The sequence below is a fragment of the Mesorhizobium sp. P160927 genome, from assembly GCF_057766385.1.
In genome coordinates, this window is the sequence record NZ_JBYMDW010000001.1 from 952,333 (window position 1) to 975,360 (window position 23,028).

Consider the following 23,028-nt stretch of genomic DNA (forward strand, 5'->3'; position numbering starts at 1 on the left):
CGGTAGTTGCCTTGCCAATCACCTCAATACCCCAGCGCCATCCCGTCCTTGCGCGGATCGGATGCCCCCGTCAGCGTTCCCTTTTCCCAGTCGATCAGCACCGCCTGGCCGCCGCCGAGCGGATGGTGCGGCTCGGTGATCGCGTGGCCGCGCCGCCGCAGGCCTTCGATCGCCTCGGTGGGCACGTTGCGCTCGGCTTCCACTAGGCCGTCATTGTAGAACACGCGCGGCGCATCGAGCGCTTGCTGCGGGTCCATGCCGAAATCGATCATGTTGGTCAGAAGATGGACATGACCGAAGGGCTGGTAGCCGCCGCCCATGACGCCGAACGGCATCACCACGCGGCCGCTTTTGGTCGCCATGCCCGGCATGATCGTGTGCATCGGCCGCTTGCCGGGCGCGATGGCATTGGGATGACCTGCGTCAAGGCGGAAGCTCGAGCCGCGGTTCTGCAGCATCACGCCGGTCTTCGGGCCAACCACGCCGCTGCCGAAGGAATAATAGGTCGAGTTGATGAAGGAGACCGCGTTGCGGTCGCGGTCGACGATCGAGACATAGACCGTGTCGCTGCCCGGCAGGTCCACGTCGGGCAAATGGGTCATGGCGCGCTCGCGGTCGATCTCGGCGCGCAGCCGGTCGGCATAGGCGGCCGATAGAAGCGCCCTCACTGGCACCGGGACATGGTCCTGGTCGCCAACGAAACGGTCGCGGTCGCGATAGGCCAGCCGCCCGGCCTCGATTTCCAGGTGCAGGCGCTCGGCGCCGTTGGGGTCGAGCCCGCCGAGCTTGAAGCCCGACAGCACGTTCAGCATCAAGAGCGCCGTCAGCCCTTGGTTGTTCGGCGGCATCTGGTGGATCTCGTGGCCGCCATAGCTGACGCTCACCGGCGCCACATAGTCGCCCCTTGTCGCGGCGAAATCTTCCGCCGTGTGCAGCCCGCCCAGCTCCTTGAGCCGGCGCACCATGTCGACGGCGACCGCGCCTTCGTAGAACCCGGCGCGGCCCTGTTTGGCGATCACCCGCAAGGTCGCGGCCAGTTCCGGCTGCTTGTGCACGTCGCCGGCCTTTGGTGCCACGCCACCCGGCAGGAAGATGCGCGCGGCATGCTCGTCGGCGGAAAGATCGGTTTCGGGTTCGGCCCAGTCGAAGGCGACGCGGTCGTGCACGACATAGCCGTTCTCGGCATAGTGGATCGCCGGTGCCAGCACCTCGGCCAGGGTCTTGCTGCCATGGTCCTCCAGCAGCCGGCACCAGGCGTCGATGGCGCCCGGCACGGTCACCGCATGCGGTCCCTGCTTCGGTAGCTCGTTAAACCCCTTGTCGCGATACCAGTCGACGGTCGCGGCCGCCGGCGCCCGCCCCGAGCCGTTGAAAGCCAGCACTTGGCTTTGTCCCTTGGGGCAGTAGAGGACAAAGCAATCGCCTCCGATCCCCGTCGATTGCGGCTCGACCACGCCCTGCACGGCGGCGGCGCAGATGGCGCCGTCCATGGCATTGCCGCCGGCGCGCAGCATCTCGACGGCCGCAAGCGTCGAGAGCGGATGCGATGTCGCGGCAATCGCTTCCGTGGCACGAACCGGCGAGCGGCCGGGAAACTGGAAATCACGCATCTGTTCTGGATATCCTAGGGCACTTGAAAGAATGGGTCACTTGAAGCGATGAGTCCGATGAAATCAATGCCGTCGGCCGAAGATCTGCGCCAGCGACAACAGCAGGACAGACAGCACGATCAGGCAGGTCGAGATGGCGGCGATGGTCGGGTCGATCTGGTCGCGCAGCGCGTTGAACATGCGGCGCGTCAGCGTCGTGGTCTCCCCGCCCGAGATGAACAGCGAGACGACAACTTCGTCGAAGGAGGTGATGAAGGCAAACAGCGCGCCCGAGACGATCGAGAAGCGGATCTGCGGCATCGTCACCTGCCAGAAGGCAGCGACGCGTCCGGCACCCAAGCTGCGCGCCACCCGCTCCTGGTTCATGTCGTAGGAGCGCAGGCCCGACAGCACCGTCAGCACCACCAGCGGCAGCGCCTGCACCGTATGCGCGATGACCAGGCCGGTCAGCGTGTTGTTGAGGCCGATGCGCGCATAGAGGAAGAAGGTGCCGATGCCGACCAGGATCACGGGGATGATCAGCGACGCGGTGAGCAGCGCGTTGATGGTGCCGTTGAAGCGCAGCGTGCCCCGGTTGACCGCATAGGCGGCGGCAGTGCCGAGCGGTGTCGCCACCAGCGCGGTCATGACAGCGACCTTCACCGACACGATGGTGGCGTCGCGCCATTCCAGCGACTGGAAATAGCTTTCATACCAGCGCAGCGACCATTGCCGCGGCGGGAACTGCAGCAGCGTCGAATCCGAGAACGACATGATGAGGATGATGACCGACGGCGCGATCAGGAACAGCAGCACGAGGCCGCCGAAGGCGTAGAGCCACAGCCGTTGCCGGTGCGAGATCGGCAGTCCGACGCTGTCACTCATCGCGAACTCCATACGCCGGTGGCGTGCGCGCCGAGCAGCCACTGGAACAGGCCGAGAAGCGCCAGCGTGACCGTCAGCAGCACCACGCCGAGTGCCGCACCGGCGCCCCAGTTGGAATAGAGGCTGGTGGTCTGTTCCATGCGCATCGCCCACATCACCACCTTGCCGCCACCCATCAGCGCCGGCGTCACGAAGAAACCGAGGCACAGCACGAAGACGATGACCACGCCGGAGGCGAGGCCGGGCACCGACAGCGGAAAGAAGATTTGCCGAAAGGTCGCGGCCGGGCCGGCGCCGAGGTTCATGCCGGCGCGCAGGCAGTCGGTGTCGATCGTCTTCATCGAGGCATAGAGCGGCAAAACCAGAAACGGCAGCAATATATGCGTCATGCCGATGACGACGCCCGAAAAATTGTTGGCCAGCGACAGCGGCTGGCTGATCACGCCGAGATCGATCAGCCAGCTGTTGATCAGGCCCTTGCGCTGCAGGATCACCAGCCAGGCATAGGTGCGCACGAGCACCGATGTCCAGAACGGCAGGATGACGAAGATCAGGCAGATCGACGCGGCCCGGCGCGGCAGCTGCGACAGCATGTAGGCCAGGGGATAGCCGAGCAGCACGCAGGCGCCGGTGACGATGAAGGCGACCTCGAAGGTGGTGATGAAGGTCCTGATGTAGGAGGCCTGCTCGAAGAAGCGCGCATAGTTGGCGGCGCTCAAGGCGCCGGTCTCGTCGAACAGCGACAGCCAGAACAGCCAGCCGATCGGCACGATGATGATGGCGCAGACGAGGAACAGGCTCGGCGCCAGCAGCGCCAGCAGCCGCAATGACTCGCGCCGCGCATCGGCGCGCAGGGCCTGCGTGTTCAGGTCCTGCCCCGCCGGCCTGGCGGTCTCCGTCACGATGGCGAACTGCGCGCTCATCCCTCGGCCGCCACCAGGATCGTGTCCTTGGCATCGAGGCCGAGCGTGATCGGCTGGCCGGGCGCCGGCAGCCTTGCCAGCACGTGGCTGCGGCAATAGTCGCGCAGCGTCAGCTGGCGGCCGTCGCGCAGGCTGGCATAGCAGACGAAACTGTCGCCCTGGTAGATGATGTCGCTGACCGTCGCATCGAGCACATTGACGCCCGTCGACGGGTCGGATGCCCTGACCAGCCGCAGCTTCTCGGGTCGCACCACCATCAGATGCGGACCGGCCGGCGGCGTCGGTGCGCCGGTCTGGATCAGCCTGTCCTCATACCAGACCGAGCCATCGCGGCTTTCGACCGGGATAAAGTTCGATTCGCCGATGAAGCCGGCTACGAATTTTGTCTTCGGCGCGGAATAAAGCGTTTCGGGCCTGTCGAGCTGTTCGATGCGGCCGCCGTTCATCACCGCGATACGGTCCGACATGGTGATGGCTTCGCGCTGGTCGTGCGTGACATAAACCGTGGTCATGCCGAGGCGGCGATGAAGCGCACGCAATTCGATCTGCATATGCTCGCGCAAACCCTTGTCGAGCGCCGACAAGGGTTCATCCATCAAGACGATGCGCGGCTCGAAGACGATGGCGCGCGCCAGGGCCACGCGCTGGCGCTGGCCGCCGGAAAGCTGGTCCACCCGGCGCTCGCCCAGGCCCTGCAGCTTCACCAGCTCCAGCGCGTTCTCCACCCGCTGCGCCGTCTCTGTCGCACCAACGCCGCGCTGCTTCAGCGGAAAGGCGATGTTGTGGAAGACGTTCATATGCGGAAACAGCGCATAGTTCTGGAACACCATGCCGATATTGCGCCTGTGCGGCGGCGTGGTGATGATCTCGTCGCCGCCGACCTTGATCGATCCGCCATTGGCGCGCACGAAACCGGCCAGGATCATCAGCAGCGTCGTCTTCCCCGAGCCCGAAGGCCCAAGCAGCGTCAGGAACTCGCCCGCCTCGACATCGAGGTTCAGGTCACGCAGCACCGGCACGCTGCCAAATCGTTTCTCGATCGCCCGCATGCCGATCGGCAGCGCGGATGGTGCAATGGACAAGGTCGTTATCTCCGAGGCAGAGACTGAAGGAGCGGGGCGGCGCTGGTGCCGTCCCGCAAGGTCAGGTTCCAGCCTATTGCTGGATCAGATTGTTGAACTTTTCCGTCGCCTCGACGAGGTTGTCGCGCCAGAACTCGGCATCCTGCAACACCTGCTTCTTGACGTTTTCGGGCGCCGAGTTGATGTCCTTGATCCGCTCCGGCGGGATCTTGCCGGTCTCGAAGGCCTTCTCGTTCACCGGTCCATTATCGACATAGAGCGGCAGATTGGCCTGCAGTTGCGGGCTGACGAACATGGCCAGCGCCTTCATCGCCGCGTCCTTGTTCTTGGCGCCCTTGGGGATGACCATGCAATCGGCGGTGAGCACGCCCTGGTCGAAGGAGAAGCTGACCGGCGCGCCTTCCTTCTTCAAAGTCCCGGCGCGGCCGTTCCAGATGCTCGCCATGTCGACTTCGCCATCCTTCACCAGTTGCATGGCCTGGGCGCCGGAGGTCCACCAGGCATCGACATGGCCACGGATCTTGTCGACCGATTTCAGCGCGCCGTCGATGTCGACGGGATAAACTTTGTCGATCGGCAGGCCGGAGGCGAGCGCTGCGACGCTCAGCGTCTCCGTCGCCTGGCTGCTGCTCAGTGCGCGCCGTCCCGGAAACTTTTCCACGTTCCAGAAGTCGGCCCATGTCTTCGGGCCCTTGTCCCCGAAGACGTCGGTCCGGTAGATCAGCACGACGGAAGTGTAGGAGATGCCGACCCAGTCGTCATGCACCAGCTTCGGGTTGATGCCGCTCTTGTCGATGATGCCGTAATCCAGCTTTTCGAACAGCCCTTCCTTCGAGCCGCGCGCGCATTCGTCGGCGCCGAGTTCGGTGATGTCCCATTTCACCGCATTGCCGGTCACCTGCAGCCGCACGTCATCGAGGCCGTTGGTCGTGTCTTCCTTGATGGTGATGCCGAGCGCATCCGCGGTCGGCTTGAAGAAGGCCTTGGTCTGCGCCTCCTGATAGGTGCCGCCCCATGAGGCGACGGTGATCGTGTCGGCGGCGACGGCCGGCACTGCCACGGAGGCAATGAGCCCGGCTATCGCTAAAGTTCTAAAGCTGGTGGTCCTGTTCATTTCAGTTCTCCGACCGGTGTTCCCATTTGTTTTTGATTTGGCATGCGATTTTGTATACAATTTAGAATGTAGCCGAGAGATCGGTGTTGTCAACCGCGACGGGCGCGATCGGCTGGACGGTGGGGACGGCGCCGCGGGCCGTGGCAAATTACGCCGACTGCGACTACAAACGAGGCGATGTCCGGCTGAAGCGGCCGGGGAACTGGAAACGGAACTTGGCCAAGGAACCAAAAAACACGCTGCGCGACTCGGTCTATTCCGCGCTCAAGGCGATGATCGTGACCGGCCAGATTCCGCCGGGCTCACGCGTCACTGAAAGCGACATCGCGGCAAAACTCAATGTCAGCCGCACCCCCGTGCGCGAAGCCTTCAACCGCCTGGAGCGCGACGGGCTGGTCACCGGCCGGCCGCGCCAGGGCTATGCCGTCACCGAGTTCGACATCAACATGTTCCGCGAGGCCTTCGCCATCCGCGAACTGCTCGACGGCCATGCGACGGAATTGGCGGCGGCCGCCGCGACCGAGAAGGACAAGGCGCGGCTGCGCGCCATGCTGGCAGAGTGCGAGCGGCTGGCCGCCATTCCCGATCGCACGACGCGCGAAAAATTCCAGGAACTGGAGGTCGGCATCGATCTCCACCGCGTCATTGCCGAAATCAGCGGCAATGTCATGCTGCATGGCATGCTGTGCGGCATCCTCGACAAGTGCCAGCATTATGTCTGGACCGAACTCTTGTGGCTCGATGAATGGAAGATCGCCCGCGACGAACACGCAGAGATCGTCGAGGCGATCTGCGCAAATGATATCATCCGCGCCGGCGCCCTGGCCCGCGCGCATGTGCGCGGTTCGCGCGAGAACGTGCTGCGCCTGCTGCAGGCGAAATCGGATTATCAGAGCTTCCTGGCCAAGGCGTCCTGAGCGGACCAGCCATTCTTCCTACCTGGTTCAGCCGCCCTTTCCGAGCGTGGCCACCGCGTCGACGATCCGGGTGAAGCTCGCGCGGGCGCGGCCAACGGTATGCCGAGCCCTGAGATAGCCGTGCACGAGGCCGGGTTCCTCGAACCAGGTGGCGCGCCCGCCTGCCGCGACGATGCGGTCGCGATAAACCTCGCCATCGGATGACAGCGGGTCGCACTGGGCGGTAATCAGCACGGTCGGCGGCAAATTGGCGAAATCGGCATCGGCCAGCGGATACAGCGTGATGTCACCGGTCTGGTCCACACCGCCGGTACGGACGTGTTTGTAGAATTCAAGGTCGCGCACCGTCAGCATGGGCGCCTCGGCATGCGTCACGTAGGAGCCGAGCGCGCGATCGCCGCCGAGACCGGGATAGATCAGCACCTGGCCGACCGGCTTTTTCGAATGGCCACGGGTCGCGTGCGCAACGGCGGCGCAAAGATTGCCGCCGGCGCTGTCACCGCACAGCAAGACGGGGCGGTCGTAGGTCCCGGCGGCCCATTCGAAGGCGCTCATCGCATCGTCGAAAGCGGCCGGATGCAGATGCTCCGGCGCCAGCCGGTGGTCGACCGAGACCACCTCATAACCGGTGCGGCCGCAAAGTTCGGCACAGACGTCGTCATGGCTGTCCAGCCCGCCAAGGATGAAGCCCCCGCCATGGAGGTAGAGCACCATGGCGGCGTGGTCCGGCTTTGCGTCGCGGTAGATGCGGACCGGTATGTTGTTGACAGGTGTGGTAATGGCGGTCGTCTCCGCCGTCACGCCTTGCGGGTAGCCGGCAAAGAACTCACGGCACATGCGATCGTAGATCTCGCGCTGCTGCGCGATCCTGTGATCGATCGTGTCGGGCGGATAATAGGAATTCGTCCGCTCGATGAAGGCCCAGGTCTCGGCGTCGATCAGTTTGACGTAGTCGGTCATGAAGGGAGACCAGCTTTAGGTGATGGCGCCATCATCTCCGCAGCGTCACTTCCCCTTCCACACCGGTTCGCGCTTTTCGGCGAAGGCGCGGAAACCCTCCATGCCGTCCTCCGACCCGTAGAGCGCATCGACCGTCGGCAGCTGCCGGCGCGTCACCTTGTTCATCGCCTCCTGGAAGGTCAACGATTCCGCCACCCGCGCGGTCTCCTTGATCGCTGCGAACACCAGTGGCGGGCCGCTGGCGAGCAGCCGGGCGATCTCCCAGACGCGGTCCTCGAGCTTTTCCTTGGGCAAAACCTCGTTGACCAGGCCCCAGCGATGCGCCTCGGCGACATCCATCCAGCGGCCGGTGAGCAAAAGGTCCATGGCGACGTGATAGGGCATGCGCTTAGGCAGCTTGATCGTCGCCGCGTCGGCCAGCGTGCCGGCGCGGATTTCAGGCAGCGCGAAGGAAGAATGGTCGGAGGCATAGATGAGGTCGCAGGACAGCGCCAGCTCGAAGCCGCCGCCCACCGCCATGCCGTTGACGCAGGCGATGACCGGCTTGTTCAGGTCGCGCAATTCCTGCAGGCCGGCAAAGCCGCCGACGCCGTAATCGCCGTCGACCGCGTCGCCGCTCGCGGCGGCCTTCAGGTCCCAGCCGGCGCAGAAGAACTTGTCGCCGGCGGTCTTGACGATGGCGACGCGGAGGTCGGGATCGTCGCGGAACGCCTTGAAGGTTTCGCCCATCAGCCGCGAGGTTTTCAGGTCGATGGCATTGGCCTTGGGGCGGTCGAGCGTGACCTCGAGGATCGAGCCTTCGCGGCGGGTCGAAATGACGTCAGACATTCTTGTTTTCTCCCAGCACCAGCAGCGCATCGGCGATCCAGGCGCCCTTGCCCTCGGAGCAGACGATCAGCGGATTGATGTCGAGTTCCTCGATCTCGCCGGCATTCTCCTGCACGAAGCTGGCAATGCCCGCGATGGCGTCGATGGCGGCCGCGAGATCGGCCTTCGGCCGGCCGCGATAGCCTTCGAGCAGCGGGAACAGTTTCAGGCCGCGCAGTGCGGCCTCGATGTCGTCGCGCGTTGCCGGCAGCATCAGCGTGACGCTGTCGCGCAGCAATTCGACCAGCACGCCGCCAGTGCCCAGCGTCATCACGGCACCGAACATCGGGTCGCGGGTGAAGCCGACGATCAGTTCGGCGACGCCGTCGCGCACCATGCGCTCGACATATAGCCCGGTGCCGAGCGGCAACAGATCATGCGCCGCGGTGCTGACCGATTCGGCGTCCTTGAGATTCAGGCTGACGGCGCCGACCTCGGACTTGTGGGTGACGCCAAGGGCCTTCAGGGCGACGGGGAAGCCGAGCGCCATGGACGAGATCACCGCTTCGACCGCATTGCCGGCGCGTTCGCCTTTCGGCACCGGAAGCCCGGCCTTGATCAGCCGCGCCTTGGCTTGCGCCTCGTCGGGCGTGGAATGGTTACCGCCGGCAGCACCGGAGGCGGAGGTATCCACCGGCTGCGCCTGCGGTTCGCGCCAGGCCCAGCCGATGAAGGCCGCGGCCTGGGCCGCATCCATCGCCTCGGAAATGCCGAACAGCGGCACCATGCCGCGCGCCATCAGCTCGGCGGTGTATTCCTCCGGCAGGTTCTCCGGCAGCGACGAGACGATGGCGCCGTGCGCCTTGTTGGTCTTCAGCGCCGATTCGAAAGCGCGCAGCGTCGCCCACCAGTCGGTCACCGAGCAGCGATCGGGACGCGGGAAGTCGAGCACCAGCATGTTGAGGTCGAAGCCGCCCGACACCATGGCGGTGAAGGTAGCGGTCATCGCCGGCTCGTTGTTCCAGATGAAGGTGTGATAGTCCAGGGGATTGGCCACCGCGACCAGCGGCCCGAGCGTCGATTTGACATGGGCGCGATGGGTGTCGTTCAGGACCGGGAAGTTGACCCACCGGCCTTCGGCGCTGTCGGCCATGACCGATGCCTCGCCGCCCGAACAGCTCATCGACGAGAGCTTGTAGCCGGGCAATGGGCCGGTGATGTGAAGCAGCTTCAGCGCCTCGATGAAGGAGGGGATGGAATCGACGCGAGCGATGCCAAGGCGCCTCAGGAAGGCGCCCGAGGCCGCATCGGACCCGGCAAGCGAAGCGGTGTGCGAGACGGTCGCCTGCCGCGCCTGTTCGGAGCGGCCCACCTTCATGGCAATGATCGGTTTTTTCAGCTCACGCGCCCTGGCGGCCAACCGCTCGAAGCCGGCTACCGAATCGAAGGCCTCGATGTGCAGGCCAAGCGCGGTGACCCGCTCGTCCTCGATCAGGCCAAGCGCCATTTCGGACAGGCCGGTCTGCGCCTGGTTGCCGGCGGTCATCAGGAAGGCGATCGGCAGGCCGCGCTTCTGCATCGTCATGTTGATGGCGATGTTGGACGACTGGGTGATGATGGCGACGCCCTTGCCGCCCTCCTCCAGCCTGATGCCGCCATGCTGGTCTGGCCACAAAAGCGCGCCATCGGCATAGTTGATCAGGCCGTAGCAGTTCGGTCCGATGATCGGCATCTGGCCGGCGGCGGCCACCAGCTCGGCCTGCAGCCTTTCGCCATCTTCGTCATAGGCCTCGGTTTCGAGGAATCCGGCGGCAAAGCAGACGGCGCCGCCGGCCCCGCGCTCAGCCAGTGCCTTGATCACCTCGATTGTCAGGTGCCGGTTGACGCCGACAAAGGCCGCGTCCGGCGCGCCGGGCAGATCGGCGACCGAGCGGTAGGCCTTGCGTCCGGCAACCTCGTCCTTGGTCGGGTGCACCGGCCAGATCTCGCCGGCAAAACCCATCTTGATCGATTGCGCGACGACCGCGGCGGCCTGCACGCCGCCGAACACGGCGATCGATTTGGGGCGCAGGAGGCGTTCAAGTTTATGCATGGTCATCTTTTCGTTTGAGCATGATCTCAGGACAAACGATCTCGTTTGCCCGACAAAACCGGACTCCGGCTTTCGCGGATCATGCTTTAAGCTCCGAAAGGACGCAGCAGCGCCCGCGAAATAATATGTCGCTGAATCTCCGACGTGCCCTCCCATATGCGCTCGACGCGGGCGTCGCGCCAGATGCGCTCCAGCGGCAGGTCATCCATCAGCCCCATGCCGCCATGGATTTGGATGGCCTCGTCGGCAACGAAGGCGAGCATTTCGGTGGCCTTCAGCTTGGCCATGGCCATGTCCTGGTCGGTGACGGTGCCCTGATCGTACTTCCACCCGGCTTCGAACACCATCAGGTCGGCGGCCTTGAGTTCCGTCGCCATGTCGGCGAGCTTGAACGACACGCCCTGGAACTTGCCGATCTGCTGGCCGAACTGTTGGCGCTGCGCGGCATATTCGACCGCATGGCCAAGCGCCCGCTCGGCACGGCCTAGGCAGGTGGCGCCGACCTGCAGGCGCGTGGCGCCGAGCCAGGAATTTGCGACGTCGAACCCCTTGTGCACCTCGCCCAGAACCTGGGATGCCGGCAACCGGCAGTCGTCGAATTCGAGAATGGCGTTGGTGTAGCCGCGATGCGAGACATTGCGATAGCCGTCGCGCACCGTGAATCCCTTGGTGCCCTTGTCGACGAAGAAGGCGGTGATCTTCTTGCGTTTTCCGCGCGGTGAATCCTCTTCGCCCGAGGCCATGAAGACGATGGCGAAATCGGCGAGATCGGCGTGGGAGATAAAATGCTTGGTGCCGTTCAGCACCCAGTCGTCGCCGTCCTGCACGGCGGTCGCCTTCATGCCGCGCAGGTCGGAGCCGGCGCCCGGCTCGGTCATCGCCAGGCAGTCCCATTTCTCGCCGCGGATGCAGGGGAAAAGATACTTTTCGCGCTGCTCCGGCGTGCCGGCGAGCAGGATGTTGGAAGGGCGCGCCACGCAGGTCCAGTGCAGCGCGTAATTGGCGCGGCCGAGTTCCTTTTCGTAGAGCAGCCAGGTCACGGTATCGAGCCCCGCGCCGCCGACATCGGCAGGCATGTTGGCGGCGTAGAGGCCGGCCTCGATCGCCTTGGCCTTGATCTCCTCGATCAGTTCGCGGCGCAGCACGCCGGTGCGCTCGACCTCGCGTTCATGCGGATAAAGCTCATTCTCGACGAAGGCGCGCGTCGTCTCGACAATGAGTTTCTGCTCTTCCGAAAGACCGAAATCCATGGTCTCAGCCCTTCTTCTTTTTCTTCGGCTTTTCGGCTTTCTTGACCGGCTTGGCGGTCCTGGCCCTTTCCGCTGCCTTTGAGGCCACTGGCTTCTTCGCCGCCAACTTGGCCAGTTGCCTCGTATAATCCTTGTGCAGCGCGCCGGCGCCCCAGCCCTTGCCCTTGTTTTGCTTCGACAGCGCATCCATGATCGCGACCAGATTGTCGTCGCGGATTTTTTCCAGTTCGCGGATCGAAAGGCCGTGCGCCTGGTCGTCCGACTGGGTGGCGATCAGGTCGACCAGTTCGTCGCTGAACTCGGGCACGTCCATCAGCTTGGTCCACGGCCATTTCAGGCACGGTCCGAACTGCGCCATGAAGTGGCGCATGCCGGCCTCGCCGCCGGCAACACGATAGACCTGGAACATGCCCATCTGCGCCCAGCGCAGGCCGAAGCCGTAGCGCATGATGTCGTCGAGTTCCTCGACCGTGCAGATGCCGTCCTTGATCAGCCACAGCGCCTCGCGCCAGGCCGCTTCGAGCAGGCGGTCGCCGACGAAAGCCTCGATCTCCTTGCGGATGACGACCGGCTTCATGCCGATAGAGGCATAAATCTCCTTGGCGACTTCGATGGCTTCGGGGAAGGTCTGGTCGCCGCCGACGATCTCGACCAGCGGCAGCAGATAGACCGGATTGAACGGATGGCCGACGACCAGCCGTTCCGGGTGCTTCTTCATCGCCACCTGCATGTCGGTCGGCTTGATCCCCGAGGTCGACGAACCGACGATGGCGTTTGCCGGCGCGTGGGTGTCGATCTCGGCCAGCACCTTATGCTTGAGGTCGAGCCGTTCCGGTACGCTTTCCTGGATGAAGTCGGCATCCGCCACCGCTTCGGCGATCGTCTTGGCGAAGATCAGCTTGCCCTCTTTCGGCAGGCCGCCCGGCACCATCTGCTTGTAGGCGCGGCGCGCGCCCTTCATCACTTCCGAGACCTTGCGCGAAGCTTCGGGATCAGGATCGAAGATCGACACGTCAATGCCGTTAAGCAACAGCCGCGCCACCCAGCCGGCGCCGATGACCCCGCCGCCAATGGCGGCCGCCTTGTTGATGATGCTCATTGAGAGGCTCCGGTTCTTGTCCTGGCGGTTTCGGGATCGGTGAGAGGCACGCGCTCGCCGGCGCGGATGACCGATGGGTCGTAGGCTTTGCGGGCGAAGACTTCGAGCACGAACGGCCGGAAGAAGTCGATCGGCAGCGTCTCATAGTCAGGGTCGAAGCTCGACTGGTCCCAGCGTTCGCAGAATTGGTCGCACTCGTCGAAATAGGCATGGCCGGCGAAGCGGTCGCGCGCATGGCGATTGCCGCCGAGATGGTGGGCGTAATAGAGGCGCTGGAAGTCGCCATGCTTCTCCACCACCCAGGTGCATTGCTCGCGCACGAAAGGTTTCAGGATCGAAGCGGCATATTCGTCATGATTGTAGGGCGCGTAGATGTCGCCGATATCGTGCAGCACGGCGCAGGCGATCCAGTCGATGTCGGCGCCGTCACGCCAGGCCCGCGTCGCCGCCTGCAGCGAATGGCCGAGCCGGGTGATCTTGTAGCCCGACAGGCCTTCGTCGAGCTGCACCAGCGCGTCGAGCAGCCGCTCGCCGGTCCTGGCCGCGTAGTCGATCTCGTGGGCGGTCAGGAACTCGTAGTCTTGCCTGTCGCCATCCTTCATGGCGGTGAATTTTACGGTAGCCATATCGACCCTCCTGCGAATTAGTCTTCTTGTTGTTTGAGCATGATATTATCCGAAAACCGGTTCCCACTTTTCGGGATCATGCTCACGCCGCGATCGGCGCTCGCTTGGTCAGATTGAGCTTCTTGCGCACTTCTTCCGGCCCCAGGATCCGGGCGCCGAGATTGGTGACGATCGAGGCGGCACGCTCGACCAATTGCGCATTGGTCGCCAGCACCCCCTTGTCGAGCCACAGATTGTCCTCGAGGCCGACGCGGACATTGCCGCCGGCGAGCACGGCGGCGGCAGCGTAGGCCATCTGGTTGCGGCCGATGGCGAAAGCCGACCAATTCCAGGTCGACGGCACGTTGTTGACCATCGCCATGAAGGTGTTGAGATCATCCGGCGCCCCCCACGGCACGCCCATGCAGAGCTGTACCAGCGCGTCCGGATCGAGCACCTTTTCCTCGACCAGTTGCTTGGCGAACCAGAGATGTCCGGTGTCGAAGGCCTCGATCTCGGGCTTGACGCCGAGCGCCGTCATCATGCCGCCCATGGCGCGCAGCATGCCGGGCGTGTTGGTCATGACATAGTCGGCCTCGGCGAAATTCATGGTGCCGCAGTCGAGCGTGCAGATTTCGGGCAGGCATTGGCGCACATGTTCCATGCGGTTGGTGGCGCCGCCCATGTCGGTCCCTTTTTCGTTGAGCGGCAGCGGCGCCTCGGGCGAGCCGAACACCATGTCGCCGCCCATGCCGGCGGTGAGGTTCAGGATGACGTCCACGTCCGCCGCGCGGATGCGCTCGGTCACTTCGCGGTAAAGATGCACGTCGCGCCTGGGCTTGCCGGTTTCGGGGTCGCGCACATGGCAGTGGACGATGGCAGCGCCGGCCTTGGCCGCGTCGATGGCCGAATCGGCGATCTGCTTGGGCGAGCGCGGTACGTGCGGTGAGCGATCCTGCGAGCCACCGGACCCGGTCACGGCACAGGTAATGAAGACCTCACGGTTCATCGCGAGCGGCATCGAAACTCTCCTCCCATTCGAAACAGCCCCTACCATCGCTCGACTTGATCAAGGCTGCTTTGCGTTTTACGAAGGTGACATGATCAAAAGCGAAAAGTCCGTCTTTCAGGCCGAACGTGAGACCCTCAAGGTAACGTTCCTGGTGTTTTCCGGCTCCTCGATCATGTGCGTCGCCTCCGCCGTCGACCCGCTGCGCGCCGCCAATCGCATTTCCGGCGAGACCCTGTTCGATTTCAAGCTGGTCTCGGTGACAGGCGAGGCGCCGGTCACCACCTGCGGCCTGCCGGTGGCCGTCAGCGGCCGTTTCGACGCCAATGAGACAACCGACGTTCTCGTCGTCGTCGCCGGTTTCGGTACCCAGAATTACGCGACGTCGGCTCTGCTTTCAGGTTTGCGTAGGGCAGCGCGTGCGGCCCGCGCGTGCGGCGGTGTCGAGGCCGGCACCTGGCTGGTAGCGCGCGCCGGCCTGCTGGAGGGCCGCAGCGCAACCACCCATTGGGAAGACATGGAGGATTTTTCGTCCGCTTTTCCCGGCGTTGATGTCCGGCCGGACCGCTATGTCATCGATGGGCCGGTGTTCACCTCGGGCGGCGCCTCGCCGACCTTCGACCTGATGCTGCACTTGATTCGCACGCGGCTCGGCATGGCGGTGGCGCTCGATGTCGCCAGCGTCTTCATCTACGACCAGGCGCGTGCCGCAACCGATGCCCAGCCGCTGGTCTCGCTCGGCCGGCTCGACGGCTACGATCCGCGCCTGGCCCACGCGATCCGCTTGATGGAAGCGCATGTCGACCAGCCACTGACCATCGACGCTGTGGCCAGGCGCGCCGGAGTGACGGCGCGGACCCTGGAAAGCATCTTTCGCAAGTCGATCGGCGAGACGCCGGGCGCCTACTATCTCAGGTTGCGCCTGGGTGCCGCGCGCCGGCTCGTGGTCGACACGCGGATCGCCATGGCGGATATCGCCGGGCGGACGGGGTTCTCGTCTGCGGCAGCCTTTTCGAGAGCCTTTTCGAGAGCTTTTGGCGAAGCCCCTGTCAGGCTTCGCCGAGGTTGAATCCAGCTGGCTCAGGCGGCGTTTTGCCGGTCGCTCCCGCCATCGATCTGTGAGCGCATCTGTCTGGCCAGATGAGTCTCGAAACGGCTGGCGACAGCACGATCCCATTCGTTGGACCGGCGCGCGCCATCCCTGGGATGCGGCATTGCCATCAGCCGGTCGATGATCGATCCGGCCTTGCCAGGTGAGAGCAGGGCGTCGATTTCACGTTCGTTCTGCATATCGGTTCGCCTCCTTCTTCCTCTCCCGCTACGAGCCATACCTATACGAGATTCGTGACGGCAGTTTGAAGGCAAGAGCGAGGTCATTGAGAGGCGGCAAGGGGCAAAACCTTGTCGTCGATTTCAGCTTGGCGCGAAAAAAGGTTTCCGAGCGCCAAGCTTTCGAAATCGCATAGGGCGCCGGCTTGAATTGCCGACGGTCAGGCAGCGTCAGACGTAGCGGTTGACGATGTTTTCGAGCAGTTCCTGGCGGCCGGAGCGCGGCTGCGGCTCGATCTTCTTCTTCACCACGCGCTCGGCGATCTCTTCCAGCGTCCGCTTGCCCGACAGCATCGCCTTGGCCTCGGCGCTGTTCCAGCCGGCATAGCGCTCGGCGAGCGGACCCGACAGCGCCTTGTCCTCCATCATCTTCGCTGCCGCCTTGAGGCCGCGCGCGCAGGAATCCATGCCGCCGATGTGGCCGATCAGCAGGTCCTGCGGGTCGAGCGACTGGCGGCGCAGCTTGGCGTCGAAATTGGTGCCGCCGGTCTTGAAACCGCCGGCCTGGAGCACCTGGTAATACGCCAGCGCCATTTCCGGCACGTTGTTGGGGAACTGGTCGGTGTCCCAGCCCGACTGATAATCGTTGCGGTTCATGTCGATCGAGCCGAAGACGCCGAGCGCGTTGGCCAGCGCCAGCTCGTGCTCGAAGGAGTGGCCGGCCAGGATGGCGTGGCCCTGCTCGATGTTGAGTTTGACCTCCTTCTCCAGGCCGAAACGCTTGAGGAAGCCGTAGACGGTCGCGACGTCGTAGTCATACTGGTGTTTTGTCGGCTCCTGCGGCTTCGGCTCGATCAGGATCGTGCCCTTGAAGCCGATCTTGTGCTTGTAGTCGATGACGAGATTCAGGAAACGGCCGGCCTGTTCCTGCTCGCGGGCAAGGTCGGTGTTGAGCAGCGTCTCATAGCCCTCGCGCCCGCCCCACAACACGTAGTTCTCGCCCTTCAGCCGCTTGGTGACGTCGATGCAGCTCTTCACCGTCGCCGCCGCGTAGGCGAACACATCCGGATCGGGATTGGTCGCCGCGCCCGACATGAAGCGGCGGTTTGAGAACAGGTTCGCCGTGCCCCACAAAAGCTTGACGCCGGTCTGCTTCATCTTGCCGGCGAAATAATCGGCGATCTCATCCAGGCGGGCCGCACTTTCGGAGAAATCCTTGCCCTCTGGCCGCACATCGGCGTCGTGGAAGCAGAAATAGGGAGCGCCGAGTAGCGAGAACATTTCGAAGGCGACATCCGCCTTCAGCTTCGCCAATTCCATCGTGTCGACGCCGCCGGCCTTGGGAAACCAGGGACGGTCGAAGGTCTGGCCGCCGAACGGGTCGCCGCCCGGCCAGGCGAAGGAATGCCAGTAGGCGACGGCAAAGCGCAGATGGTCCTCCAGCCGCTTGCCGGCCACCACTTCGTCGGGATTGTAGAAACGGTAGGCCAGCGGATTGGTCGAATCCGGTCCTTCATATTTGATTGTCTGGATGTCGCCGAAAAAGCCGCTGCTCATGGTTCTCTTCCTCTCCAAGATAAGTTTGCCCGATTACCTCAGGCGTAATTGGTTTCACGCCGGCGCTGGTCGAAAACGGTCCTGTCAAAACCGTCAAACCAAGGAGACAGACCATGACCGACCTCAACACGATCGCCCTGAACTACATCACCGCCTGGAACGAAAGCGATGCCGGCCGCCGGGCGGCCTTGCTCAAGGCTGCTTTCACCGAGGACGTCAGCTATCGCGATCCGCTCATGCAGGGCGACGGCCATGAAGGCGTCGCGGCGCTGATCGACGGTGTCCAGCAGCGCTTTGCCGGCTTTCGCTTCTCGCTGAAGGGCACGCCGGACGGCTTTGCCGACAGGATCCGCTTTTCGTGGAATCTTGGCCCGGAAGGTGTCCCTTCCGTCATCGAAGGCACGGATATCGGCGTTATCGAGAACGGTCGCCTGAAGAGCGTCACCGGGTTTTTGGACAAGGTTCCGGCGCAGTGACGTTTTGCCGGCAAGTTGAGTGGCTCCGACTCTTACGGCAGTTGCTTGCCTAATCTGTAGAGGGGACCAATTGGCGAAGTCGGCGCCGCCCCTCATCGCCCTGCCGGGCACTTCTCCCCGTGTACTGACGGGGAGAAGTGGGCCGGCGGCAATCTCGACGCCTTTCCTGCGACGTTGGTGATTGCCGAAACCAGCAATGACAGCGCCCCTGTCCCCGTCTCTACACCGGGAGAGGATGCCGGCAGGCAGGTGAGGGGCAGCGCCAACGCCCGCACGAAAGTAATGGGACAAGCGCCAACTCACGCGGTTACGGCCTTGATCGCCGGATAGAGCGCGCGGTAGCGGTGATAGGCATCGGCGAAGGCGCCGCCAAGAGCTGCATCCGGCTCGATCGTGGCATCTGTCCTCGGCGCGGAGCACACGGCCAGCGGATCGGCGCCGGTCGCCGCGATCAGGCCCAGCCTGGCGGCACCGAAGGCAGCGCCGAAATCGCCGTCGGCGGGGATATCGACGGGCAATTGCAGCGCGGTTGCGATCGCCTTCAGCCAATAGCGCGAGCGCGAGCCGCCGCCGATCGCGGTCACGCGCGTCAAGGTCGTGCCGGCGGTTTTCAATGCTTCCAGGCTGTCGCGGAAGGCAAAGGCGACGCCTTCGAGCACGGCCTGTGTCAGCACGGCGCGGCCCGATTCATGCGCCAGGCCGGTGAACGAACCGCGAATGGCGGAATCATTGTGTGGCGTCCGCTCGCCCGAGAGATAGGGCAGGAAGGATACGCCGGTCGGCGCCTTCAGCGTCTCGCCGAGTTCGGATGTCAGTTCGCCCGCGCCCTTGCCCGTGATCTCCGACAGCCAGTTGAGGGAATCGGTTGCCGACAGGATGACGCCCATCTGATGCCAAGTGTTGGGCAGCGCATGGCAGAAGGTGTGCACCGCGCTGGCCGGGTTGGGCAGATAGGCGGCGTTGGCGGCAAACAGCACGCCCGATGTGCCGAGCGAGACAAAAGCGTGGCCGGCCCCCACCGTGCCCATGCCGCAGGCGGACGCCGCATTGTCGCCGGCGCCGCCAGCCACCGGGGTGCCGGCCGCGATGCCCCACCGCGACGCGAGTTCGGCGCGCAGGGCACCAGCCTTCGCGGTGCCTTCGACCAGCGCTGGCATATGGTTCTCGTGAAGCGATGTCGCGGCGAGCAGCTCCGCCGACCAGCGGCGCTTGCCGACATCGAGCCAGGATGTGCCGGCCGAATCCGACATTTCCGAAATGTGCTCGCCGGTCAACCAGAGCCGCAGGAAATCCTTGGGCAAAAGCACCTTTGCCACTTTGGCGAAGACAGCGGGCTCGTTGTTCTTCACCCAAGCGAGCTTGGGCGCGGTGAAGCCGGGAAAGACGATGTTGCCGGTGAGCGCGCGGAAGCGTGGATCGGCGTCCAGTGCCGCCGCCTCGACATGGCTGCGCGTATCGTTCCACAGAATGCAGGGGCGCAACACCTGATCGGCCGCATCGAGCAAGGTCGCGCCATGCATCTGGCCTGACAGGCCGATGCCCTTGATTGCCGCGAACTGCCCGGGATGTGCCGCCTTCAGTTCGGCGATCGCGTCTTCGCAGGCGCGTATCCAGTGCATGGGATCCTGTTCGGACCAGCCGGGATGAGGGCGAGAAACATCAAGCGTGCCATGGCCGGAGCCGATGACGCCCTGTCCGGCATCGATCAGCAGCGCCTTGACGCCCGATGTGCCCAGGTCGAGGCCGAGATACATGGTTTCCTCCCACGTTCTTATTTTTTTCGGAACCCGAAAAATATGTTGAGCCAGTTTTTAAGGCAAGATCCGCTCCGGGTCAATTCTCTGACAAATCGGCGGCGCGTCGCAAAAACAGCGCCGACAGCGGGCTGTCCGGGCGTGCAGTCGAACGCTCCGTCGTCAGCGCCCTGGCCAGCGCACCGTCGCCGACGCGCAGGGCGGCCTCTATCAGCGTCAGATCGATGACGTCGCGCTGCGCGTGGCTGCCGCCAAAGCGATGGGCGATGGCCCGGATCGGCCGGATCAGTCGGATGGTTTCGGCGTAGTTGCCCTCACCGAACGACTTGATCGCAAGCGTCAGGGGATGACCGACATCCCGCGTGAAAGCGGCATTGTCGTCACCGCCCAGCATCGCCTCGCGCTGTGCTTCGAGCAATGTCCGGGCCGGAGCATCGAGCCCGGCGCCGACAAAGGCCATCATCGCATGGGCGTCGTTGAAGGCATAGTTGGAGCCACTGGCCTTGGGCACCCAATTGGCGGCCAGCGCCGTCCAGCGGTCGCCGACATCGACGCCGCCGAGATGAAGCCGCCACAGGATCGCCGATGCATCGACCATGTTGAGCGCCAGCGTCGATCTGGCGCCGTAGATCGGCCCGTCATAGAGCGCCAGCACCTCGCCGGTCTCGCCGAGATCGTAGTGGAACAGCGCCAGATGCCACCAATTGTGTACCTGAAGGAAGCTTTCCTTGGTCCAGGCTTCGGGGTCGGTGCGCATCCAGGCGATGCCGTCCCTTTGCCGGCTTTGCATCTCCATCACATGCGCGACCGCATGTTGCGCCCACCCATCGCGCGGTTCGATTTCGACCGCCGTACGGCCGAGCCTTTCGGCCTGCGCATACTCAGCCATCTCTTCGAGCCCGAAGGCCTGCATGCCGAGGATCGCGTGGTAACCCGGCATGTCCGCCTGCCACGACGGCAGGGCGCGGGCGATGCGGTCGCGCAGCATGCGGGCGTTGCCGGTGAAGAAATCGACCTGATGTCCGACCTGGAGCGCCACGGCGTCGAGCGGGAAATCGATCGCTATGTCCCGCAGAATGCCGGAGGCCTGATGCCAGTGTCCGTTGGCGAGGTTGCCGAGGGCAGAGACATGCGCCCGCTCGCGCGTTGTCGCTGCAAGCGGCAGCGCTGCCTCGTGGCAGGTCCTGGCCACGGCCGTCGCCTCCGGTTCGGTGGCAAGCCCGAAGAGGTAGCCCTTGAAGACATGCGCCATGACAAACCCGGGGTCCTGCGCGATGGCGCGATCGACGGATTTCACGGGATCGCCAATGAAGCACTGCAATTCGCGCACGGCCTGGCCGTAGGGCGCGAATCCCGCTTCCGTCGCGCCCGAAAATGCCAGGCCAAATGCGTCCCTGATGGCCATGCGAGAGTTCCCTGGTCGAGGCCCGATGGGCATGATGCCCTCGGTCCAGCGTCATCTTAAAGCATAGGCCAAAGCTACGCCATTTCACGAGTCGCGCCGCGGCTCCAGGTCGAGCTCGTTCGAGTTCGGCGGCGCTATCGTCGCCAAGGTGACGGACAAGGTCAGCATCTTCGCCACCGGCGACTACACCACCAATCTCGGCGGCGACGAACGCCGCATCCTCGCGGGCAATCTGGGCTTCAGCGTTAAACGATGAGGCCCTCCGGCCTCACCTGCGTCAGGACATCAATTGCCGGAACGCATCGCCACCGTGGCGATGCCGGCGCCGACCAGGAGCGTGCCGCCGGTGCGGTTGAAGATGCGGATCGCCTTGGGATTGCGCACCACGTCGCGGGCGCGTGCCGCGATCAGCGCGTAACCGAAGGCGTTGGCGAAAGCGAGCGCCAGGAAAGTCGTCTCAAAAATCAACATCTGCGTCCAGAAATCGGCATGCCGGTCGAGAAATTGCGGCAGGAAGGCGACGAAGAAGGTGATGCTCTTCGGGTTGAGCGCCGTGACCAGCCAGGCATGCGCCATCATCTTGGCCGACGACACCGCGTCGGTGCGTGGTTCGGCCTTCAGCGTGCCGCCGGCGCGGAACAGTTTCACGCCGAGATAAATCAGATAGCCGGCGCCGATCAGTTTCAGGATGGTGAAAACACCAGCCGAAGCCGCAAGCAGCGCGCCGATGCCCAGCATCGACAAGGTCATGGCGGTGAAGTCGCCGAGCGCCACGCCGACGGCCATCGGCAAAGCGGTGCGCCAGCCCTGGCCCAGCGCATAGGAGACGACCAGAAGGATTGTCGGGCCCGGGATGATGAGGAGGATGGTGGACGCGGCAGCGAAGGCGGCCCAGTTTTCGAAGGACATGCTCGTCTCCTTTGCGCTCAAGGAAGAGGATAAATCCTTGGCTCCCGAAGAATGTAAAGGGTCGAATCCTTGTTTTCGCGTATTGTGGCCGGACAACCCGCACGACCCTTACGGGACTGCGACGTCAATTGCGCCAGTGGCAGCTAGGCATCAGTTCGCGCCGCCCAGCATGCTCACGATATCGGCCAGGCTGACATTGGCCCGAGAGCCGTGGCGGCCGCGATAATGGCGGCGCCAAAAAGCTTGATGGCGGTTTTCAACGTCCTGCACATGTTTAATGGCGGCCGCGCGGGAGGGCGGAGCGGCGCCTCGGCAAGGCGCAAACGCAAGCAGCGCAAGGCATTCACGCTTTATCAACCATGAATGATGAAAATGCCCGCTATCCGGCCGGACCGTGCTTCCCGCCGACAGCCTAGGGTTTGGGTATATGCGTGAGTTGCCACAAGGTCCGACGCCGCAAAGAAACGGCGACGCAGTCGAAGCCGATCTTCTTCTCTCCCGCCGCGCCGTCCTGTCCGGGGCGGGCGCTTTGGCATTGCTCGGCGTTGCCGGCTGCTCGACCTCGGGTGGTGGCGATCTGCCGGCGCTCCAGCTCGACGATACGGTCACCGGTTCGGTGCGGCCGATCCGGCCCTCGATCAGCGTCGACAAGAACATCACCAGCCCCGATGTCATGTATGCCTCCTTGACGGATAACGGCTTCAACGTGCCCGAGGTGCCCTATCTCAAGGTCAAGCCGGAGTTTCGCCGCCAGATCGTCGTCGATACGACCGGCGAGGCGCCCGGCACCATCGTCGTGCATCTCAAGGAACGCATGCTCTATCTTGTCCAGCCGGGTGGCGACGCCATCCGCTACGGCGTCGGCATCGGCAAGGATGGGTTCCGCTGGTCCGGCCGCGCCAACATCCAGTACGGCAGGGAGTGGCCGACCTGGACGCCGCCGCCCGAAATGATCCAGCGCAAGCCGGAACTGGTGAAGTGGCAGGGCGGCCAGCCCGGCGGCCTGACCAATCCGCTCGGGGCGCGTGCGCTCTACATCTACCAGGACGGCAAGGATACCGGCTACCGCATCCATGGCTCTCCGGAATGGTGGAGCATCGGCCAGGCGATGTCGTCGGGCTGCGTGCGCCTGATCAGCCAGGACATCATCGACCTCTACAGCAGGGTCTCGAAGAAAAACCCGGTCGTCGTCATGTGATCGTCCAGCCCTCCGTTTCTCCCGTTGCGCGACGCGGCAAGACAGGCCAAGGTGACCTGAAAACCATCGCCTAGAGCCGGATGGTTTCAGGTCCGTTCGACCTGAAATCCGAATCCGTCTCTTTCGGC

21 protein-coding genes are annotated in these 23,028 nt (G+C 64.2%); 4 read left to right on the forward strand and 17 right to left on the reverse strand.

Going from position 1 to position 23,028, the window contains the following annotated elements:
• Positions 1-23: 23 nt before the first annotated feature.
• The 5 genes from ggt to AC3CB8_RS04845 form a co-directional block, all read right to left on the reverse strand.
• On the reverse strand, positions 24-1,610 hold the full coding sequence (gene ggt, locus AC3CB8_RS04825; RefSeq protein WP_352563354.1) for a gamma-glutamyltransferase: 1,587 nt from the start codon (positions 1,608-1,610) through the stop codon (positions 24-26).
• Positions 1,611-1,673: 63 nt separating this feature from the next.
• A complete protein-coding gene (locus tag AC3CB8_RS04830) occupies positions 1,674-2,474 on the reverse strand; it encodes an ABC transporter permease (protein WP_023772113.1) in 801 nt (266 codons plus the stop codon).
• The gene (locus tag AC3CB8_RS04835; protein ID WP_023781917.1) at positions 2,471-3,397 is read right to left on the reverse strand and encodes an ABC transporter permease; all 927 of its coding nucleotides are present in this window, start codon (positions 3,395-3,397) and stop codon (positions 2,471-2,473) included. The genes AC3CB8_RS04830 and AC3CB8_RS04835 overlap by 4 nt, the downstream gene beginning before the upstream one ends.
• Positions 3,394-4,479 carry an ABC transporter ATP-binding protein gene (locus AC3CB8_RS04840; RefSeq protein WP_352563351.1) on the reverse strand — a complete coding sequence of 362 codons (1,086 nt, stop codon included), beginning with the start codon at positions 4,477-4,479 and terminating at the stop codon, positions 3,394-3,396. Before AC3CB8_RS04840 ends, AC3CB8_RS04835 begins: the two co-directional genes overlap by 4 nt.
• A gap of 73 nt (positions 4,480-4,552) precedes the next feature.
• Positions 4,553-5,593, reverse strand: coding sequence for an ABC transporter substrate-binding protein (locus AC3CB8_RS04845; protein WP_023772116.1), 1,041 nt, complete (start codon positions 5,591-5,593; stop codon positions 4,553-4,555).
• A gap of 215 nt (positions 5,594-5,808) precedes the next feature.
• Here AC3CB8_RS04845 and AC3CB8_RS04850 point away from each other — a divergent pair, with 215 nt between their 5' ends.
• Positions 5,809-6,510: a GntR family transcriptional regulator gene (locus AC3CB8_RS04850; protein ID WP_031240303.1), complete on the forward strand. Its 702-nt coding sequence runs from the start codon at positions 5,809-5,811 to the stop codon at positions 6,508-6,510.
• Positions 6,511-6,537: 27 nt separating this feature from the next.
• On the opposite strand, the gene AC3CB8_RS04855 is transcribed toward AC3CB8_RS04850, so the two are convergent.
• The 7 genes from AC3CB8_RS04855 to bcoG form a co-directional block, all read right to left on the reverse strand.
• On the reverse strand, positions 6,538-7,470 hold the full coding sequence (locus AC3CB8_RS04855; RefSeq protein WP_352726441.1) for an alpha/beta hydrolase: 933 nt from the start codon (positions 7,468-7,470) through the stop codon (positions 6,538-6,540).
• Positions 7,471-7,515: 45 nt separating this feature from the next.
• Positions 7,516-8,298 carry a carnitinyl-CoA dehydratase gene (locus AC3CB8_RS04860; protein ID WP_023793246.1) on the reverse strand — a complete coding sequence of 261 codons (783 nt, stop codon included), beginning with the start codon at positions 8,296-8,298 and terminating at the stop codon, positions 7,516-7,518.
• Complete coding sequence (locus AC3CB8_RS04865) at positions 8,291-10,369, reverse strand: acetate--CoA ligase family protein (protein WP_031247919.1); 2,079 nt, start codon at positions 10,367-10,369, stop codon at positions 8,291-8,293. Before AC3CB8_RS04865 ends, AC3CB8_RS04860 begins: the two co-directional genes overlap by 8 nt.
• A gap of 86 nt (positions 10,370-10,455) precedes the next feature.
• Entirely contained in the window at positions 10,456-11,619 is a 1,164-nt protein-coding gene (locus AC3CB8_RS04870) for an acyl-CoA dehydrogenase family protein (protein WP_023772121.1), read from the reverse strand.
• A 4-nt stretch (positions 11,620-11,623) separates the two neighbouring features.
• Positions 11,624-12,718 (reverse strand): 3-hydroxyacyl-CoA dehydrogenase NAD-binding domain-containing protein, encoded by a 1,095-nt coding sequence (locus AC3CB8_RS04875; protein ID WP_352563350.1) that lies wholly within the window; start codon positions 12,716-12,718, stop codon positions 11,624-11,626.
• Entirely contained in the window at positions 12,715-13,344 is a 630-nt protein-coding gene (locus AC3CB8_RS04880) for an HD domain-containing protein (protein ID WP_023772123.1), read from the reverse strand. Before AC3CB8_RS04880 ends, AC3CB8_RS04875 begins: the two co-directional genes overlap by 4 nt.
• 82 nt (positions 13,345-13,426) lie before the next feature.
• A complete protein-coding gene (gene bcoG / locus AC3CB8_RS04885) occupies positions 13,427-14,344 on the reverse strand; it encodes a 3-dehydrocarnitine:acetyl-CoA trimethylamine transferase BcoG (RefSeq protein WP_023772124.1) in 918 nt (305 codons plus the stop codon).
• Positions 14,345-14,423: 79 nt separating this feature from the next.
• On the opposite strand from bcoG, the gene AC3CB8_RS04890 reads away from it, so the two are divergent.
• Positions 14,424-15,401, forward strand: coding sequence for a GlxA family transcriptional regulator (locus tag AC3CB8_RS04890; RefSeq protein ID WP_023793238.1), 978 nt, complete (start codon positions 14,424-14,426; stop codon positions 15,399-15,401).
• Positions 15,402-15,412: 11 nt separating this feature from the next.
• Here AC3CB8_RS04890 and AC3CB8_RS04895 read toward each other — a convergent pair whose 3' ends face one another.
• Positions 15,413-15,622: a hypothetical protein gene (locus AC3CB8_RS04895; protein WP_352563349.1), complete on the reverse strand. Its 210-nt coding sequence runs from the start codon at positions 15,620-15,622 to the stop codon at positions 15,413-15,415.
• A gap of 210 nt (positions 15,623-15,832) precedes the next feature.
• Entirely contained in the window at positions 15,833-17,158 is a 1,326-nt protein-coding gene (gene xylA / locus AC3CB8_RS04900; RefSeq protein WP_352563348.1) for a xylose isomerase, read from the reverse strand.
• Between the two features lie 113 nt (positions 17,159-17,271).
• Here xylA and AC3CB8_RS04905 point away from each other — a divergent pair, with 113 nt between their 5' ends.
• Entirely contained in the window at positions 17,272-17,634 is a 363-nt protein-coding gene (locus AC3CB8_RS04905) for a nuclear transport factor 2 family protein (protein ID WP_023772128.1), read from the forward strand.
• A gap of 299 nt (positions 17,635-17,933) precedes the next feature.
• Here the strand turns inward: AC3CB8_RS04905 and xylB are convergent, their stop codons facing one another.
• From xylB to AC3CB8_RS04920, 3 genes are all read right to left on the reverse strand, one after another.
• On the reverse strand, positions 17,934-19,388 hold the full coding sequence (gene xylB, locus AC3CB8_RS04910; RefSeq protein WP_352563347.1) for a xylulokinase: 1,455 nt from the start codon (positions 19,386-19,388) through the stop codon (positions 17,934-17,936).
• Between the two features lie 79 nt (positions 19,389-19,467).
• Complete coding sequence (locus AC3CB8_RS04915; protein WP_352546385.1) at positions 19,468-20,793, reverse strand: tetratricopeptide repeat protein; 1,326 nt, start codon at positions 20,791-20,793, stop codon at positions 19,468-19,470.
• 285 nt (positions 20,794-21,078) lie between these two features.
• Positions 21,079-21,702, reverse strand: coding sequence for a LysE family translocator (locus AC3CB8_RS04920; RefSeq protein ID WP_352546386.1), 624 nt, complete (start codon positions 21,700-21,702; stop codon positions 21,079-21,081).
• A 427-nt stretch (positions 21,703-22,129) separates the two neighbouring features.
• Between AC3CB8_RS04920 and AC3CB8_RS04925 the strand changes: the two genes are divergently transcribed.
• Positions 22,130-22,900 carry a L,D-transpeptidase gene (locus tag AC3CB8_RS04925; protein WP_352563346.1) on the forward strand — a complete coding sequence of 257 codons (771 nt, stop codon included), beginning with the start codon at positions 22,130-22,132 and terminating at the stop codon, positions 22,898-22,900.
• Positions 22,901-23,028: the final 128 nt, after the last annotated feature.